Here is a 4469-nt window from a genome sequence, read left to right as displayed (position 1 = left end):
TTTTACGGCCAGAACGTGGCAGTCTTTTTCTATGGTGAAAAAAGGCAGACCGTACTGGGCACGGCCATGCAGGAAAACCGCTGGATCAGCAAGGAAGTGGAGTTCACCGGACGCAAGGGAAGCAAACGCAACATCCATATCGATGCCTCGCCCCTGCACGACATCGAGGGCAAACTTCTTGGCTCGCTTTGCATATACACAGATCTGAGCAAAATCCGGGCCTCGGAAGCGCGCATCAAAGAACAGAACCGCATAATCTCCAGCTATGCCAGTCAGGCCACCAGCATTTCCGAATCCCTGGCCTCATCCTCCAGGGACCTGGCCGCCCAGGTGGAACAGGCCAGCCGGGGGGCCGAATCCCAGACTTCCCTGGCCGGTCAGACGGCCACCTCCATGGAGCAAATGAACAGCACCGTTATGGAAGTGGCCCGAAACGCCTCTGCTGCGGCCCAGGAGGCTGACCAGGCCCGGGATATGGCCCGGGAAGGCTCAAAAGTCGTGGAAGACTCTGTGGCGGCAATAAACAAGGTGCACGGAAAATCCAGGGAACTGCAGTCCAGCATGGACAGCCTGGGCAAACAGGCACAGGAAATTGGCAATATCATGAACGTTATTGAGGATATTGCAGACCAGACCAATCTTCTGGCCCTCAATGCCGCTATTGAGGCGGCCAGGGCCGGTGATGCAGGGCGGGGGTTTGCTGTAGTGGCCGATGAAGTGCGCAAGCTGGCTGAAAAGACCATGAAGGCCACCAGGGAAGTGGGGCAGGCGGTCTCTTCCATCCAGGATGGGGCCAACAGCAATATTCAGGGCATGGATCAGGCTTCGGCGCTTATCGAGGAGGCCAACAGCCTGGCCAACCGCTCCGGCGAGGCCCTGGAGGATATTGTCAGGCGGGTTCAGAAAGCAACGGAGCAGGTCCAGGCCATCGCCACCGCAACCGAAGAGCAGTCCGCCGCCAGTGAAGAGGTCAACCGCAACATAGAGGAAGTAAATCGCATTTCCAGGGAAACCAGCGAGGTCATGACCCAGTCCTCTGAGTCTGTTGCAGAACTCTCCCGCCAGGCCCAGGAATTAAAGGACCTGGTGCAGCAGCTGAGTCAACAGTAACTGCGGAAAACAAAAGTGGCAGGGCAAAGCCGTGAGCACATAATCAGGCAAAGTCATTTACTGGCTGGACAAAAAAAGAACCATCATTGAAGTTGGAGGGGAGTGGGACCGCTTCGCCCAGGAAAATGACGTCTGCAATGTCTTCGATCCTGGAAACACCTGGGAGTACAAAACAATAAGCCCGGACAGACCGCCCGGGCTTATCTTATGCTATTTATGGATAGAGGACCCCCTGAATTATTACCATTTTTGGCACAACACGGTCAGGAGCCAGGATCTTGATCATGTTTTTTGAGCCGTATAAGATGTTCTGATGACATTATATAATCCGGTAATTGAAGCCAGGGGCCTGGGCAAGAGGTTCGGGCGGTTCACTGCAGTGGACAATGTCAGCTTTCAGGTGGAAGAGGGGGAGTTCTTTGGACTGCTGGGCCCCAACGGAGCCGGCAAGACATCTGTCATCAGAATGATGTACGGATTTTCTCCCTTGAGTTCTGGAAGCATGAAGGTCTTTGGTCTGGACATCGAGACCGGGTGGAGGGAGATCCGCTCCCGCATGGGTGTCTGCCAACAGGAAAACACCCTGGACCCGGACCTGAGCGTTGAGCAAAACCTCCTCGTCTTTGCCGGGTATTACCGGATACCCCGGCAAAAGGCTGTAGAACGTACCCAGGAACTGCTGGACTTCTTTGCCCTGCACCACAGAAAAAACGCCCAGGTCAGTCAGCTCTCCGGTGGCATGGCCAGGCGGCTCATGCTGGCCAGGGCTTTGATCAACGAGCCCGGCCTGATCATCCTGGACGAGCCCACCACAGGGCTGGACCCCCAGTCAAGGCACCAGGTCTGGGACAAGCTTCGTGAACTGCAGGCCAGGGGGCTGACCCTGGTCCTGACCACCCACTACATGGAAGAGGCAGCCAGTCTCTGCCACAGGATAGTGATCATGGACCACGGCAGGATCCTGGTTCAGGGATCTCCGGACGGCCTGATCCGAGAATTCTCCGGGACATCGGTGATAGAGGTGGTAAGTCCGGGACAGGAGATTCACAGCTTTGTGGAACAAAAAGGAATCAGGCACGAGAAGCTAACCGACAGGCTGATCATTTATACCGACGACCTGAACGGGCTGGGTAAGATCATCAGACAGAGGTTCTGCCCGGACAAATGCCTGTTTCGCAGCGGGACTCTTGAAGACGTGTTTCTGCGTCTCACAGGAAGGGAGCTTCGCGAATGAAGAGAACCGATCTGACTTTTTTGTTCCTGCCGGTCTGGAAAAGGAATCTCATAGTCTACCGCCGCACCTGGAAGATAAGCTTCATGGTCCCCCTGCTGGAGCCCCTTTTTTACCTGGCCGCATTCGGCATCGGCCTGAGCGGGCTCATTGGAGATGTAGTCTATGCGGGAGACCGGTTGAGCTACATCCAGTTCATCGCCCCGGCCCTTCTGGCTACGGCCATAATGTTCAACGCCTTTTTTGAAAACACCTATGCTTCTTTTGTGCGCATGTACTACCAGAAGAGCTTTGACGCCATGCTGGCCACTCCATTGTCCCTGGAGGAAGTAGTCACTGCGGAGATTGTCTGGGGGGCCACCAAGTCCATGCTGGCCGCAGTAATAATCCTGGGAATTATTTCGGTGTTGGGTTTTGCAGTCTACCCCTGGGCTTTGCTGGTGATTCCCCTGGCTTTTCTCGGCGGGGTGGTATTTGGTTCGGCGGGTATGTTCTTTACCGGGATAACACCAAGTATCGACATGTTCAACCTGCCCTTTTTTCTGCTGGTGACTCCGCTTTTCCTGTTCAGCGGAACGTTTTTCCCGGTTTCCAGCCTGCCGGAGTGGGGCCAGTATCTGGCCCGGATTTCGCCCCTTTATCACCTGGTGGAGCTGACCAGGCTTTGCACCATGGGCCGGATGGAATCGAACCTGCTGGTCAGCCTTTTTTACCTGATGGGGTTTGCAGCGGTTTTTTATTTTCTGAGCATCAGGTCCATGCGCAAAAGGCTAATCAAGTAGCACTACAGCGAAACTTTTAGCGTGGGCATTGCCTGCAACCCAACCCAATATAGGAAAAGAGTTTTGTGTCCACCCCGGTAAAATGGGAAGAAATTTTTTTCGCGCCTCCGGCGTGACAGCCAGATCACCCCGGTTAAATACTCTACGCTGTCCTTCGGAATTTAAGGGGCAAGCACCCAGGTGAAATCCGCTGCGCTGTGACTTGGTCTGTTAACCGGGCAGGCCCCGGTTAAACCCTGCTCCGCAGGAACGCTTCCAGCGTTGTTTTAAATGATTATCAGGGCAGGCAGGGTTTCAGGGGTCAGTCACTTGGCTTTTTCCGCGAGCCTGCGCGGAAAAAGTGGCCCATTCGGGGCAAAAGAGACTGCCCACGGAATACACGGAATTTCACGGAATATGCATTGCTTCGCAACGCTTTAAAATTTCCGTGCCCTTCCGTGTGTTCCGTGGGCAAAACCTTCTGGCTTTCTTTGAAAATGAAAGAACATGTTACGAAATTTGTGCTAAGCGCCTAAAACCCGGTGTGGACATTGGGGGTGAATTTTCCGCCGGCAGCGTGCTCTCCTGAAAACCCTGCCGGATCAAGGGCGGCGGCCTGGTATGGCAGGTAGTAGTCCGTGGCGGCCACGGTCAGGCCGTCAGTGCTGCGCAGGACCTTGGCGTTGACCAGGATGCTGTTGTAAAGTACGGAATAGGTGCCGGCCAGGACATAATTGGCCTGATTGTCCCTGGCAATATCCTGGATTTTTCTGGAAAGGGCGAACTCTCCCTGCTGTTCCCTGACAAGAAGGGAATCTGTGCGCAGACGGACGTCAACGACTTCAAATCCGCACCTGGTGAGGGAGGTTCCGATTTGCTGGGGGACTATGCGTCCCAGGGAGCTTGTTTCTCCCAGGTTGTCCAGGTTGACGAAAGTTGTCAGAAGGATTGTAGGTTCATGGGGAAGGGTATAAACAAGCATCTTCTGCAGTTCGTACCCGGCACGATGATTTTCACCAATCAACCAGATCTGCTGAGATGGTATTATCCTGACTTCATGGTATCCTGATGGAGCACAGCCAGTCGAGAATGCAACATGGAAGCTCAAAAGAATAATTATGCAATACCTGATCATAATTTCCTCCCGTTGGATGTTTTGCACATATTATGCCACTTGCAGTGCCCCACCCCAAAAAAAATGGACCTTATCGGATGCACCTGCAAAAAGTCGGGGAATGAAAAATTTACAAATCAACAATCGTAACTTCTCAATAATTCTGGGCGATCTTACACTAAGAAAATACCTGGATTCCGGCTTTCGCCGGAATGACGAATGAAAACAGGTCGTTGCATTGTGATGTCATACC

4 protein-coding genes are annotated in these 4469 nt (G+C 53.7%); 3 read left to right on the top strand and 1 reads right to left on the bottom strand.

From position 1 onward, the window contains the following. The 3 genes from QZP87_RS04880 to QZP87_RS04870 all read left to right on the top strand — a co-directional run. The coding region (locus tag QZP87_RS04880) for a methyl-accepting chemotaxis protein (RefSeq protein WP_291321798.1) at positions 1-1110 on the top strand (1110 nt) is incomplete at its 5' end. 313 nt (positions 1111-1423) lie between these two features. After that, entirely contained in the window at positions 1424-2344 is a 921-nt protein-coding gene (locus QZP87_RS04875) for an ABC transporter ATP-binding protein (protein WP_291321797.1), read from the top strand. Continuing rightward, on the top strand, positions 2341-3123 hold the full coding sequence (locus QZP87_RS04870) for an ABC transporter permease (protein ID WP_291321796.1): 783 nt from the start codon (positions 2341-2343) through the stop codon (positions 3121-3123). The genes QZP87_RS04875 and QZP87_RS04870 overlap by 4 nt, the downstream gene beginning before the upstream one ends. Positions 3124-3634: 511 nt before the next feature. On the opposite strand, the gene QZP87_RS04865 is transcribed toward QZP87_RS04870, so the two are convergent. Continuing rightward, positions 3635-4126 (bottom strand): FlgO family outer membrane protein, encoded by a 492-nt coding sequence (locus tag QZP87_RS04865; RefSeq protein WP_291321795.1) that lies wholly within the window; start codon positions 4124-4126, stop codon positions 3635-3637. Positions 4127-4469: the final 343 nt, after the last annotated feature.

This window comes from Desulfonatronospira sp. (genome assembly GCA_003563255.1).
Classification (GTDB): Bacteria; Desulfobacterota; Desulfovibrionia; order Desulfovibrionales; family Desulfonatronovibrionaceae; genus Desulfonatronospira.
This window is presented reverse-complemented; position numbering and strand designations above follow the sequence as displayed.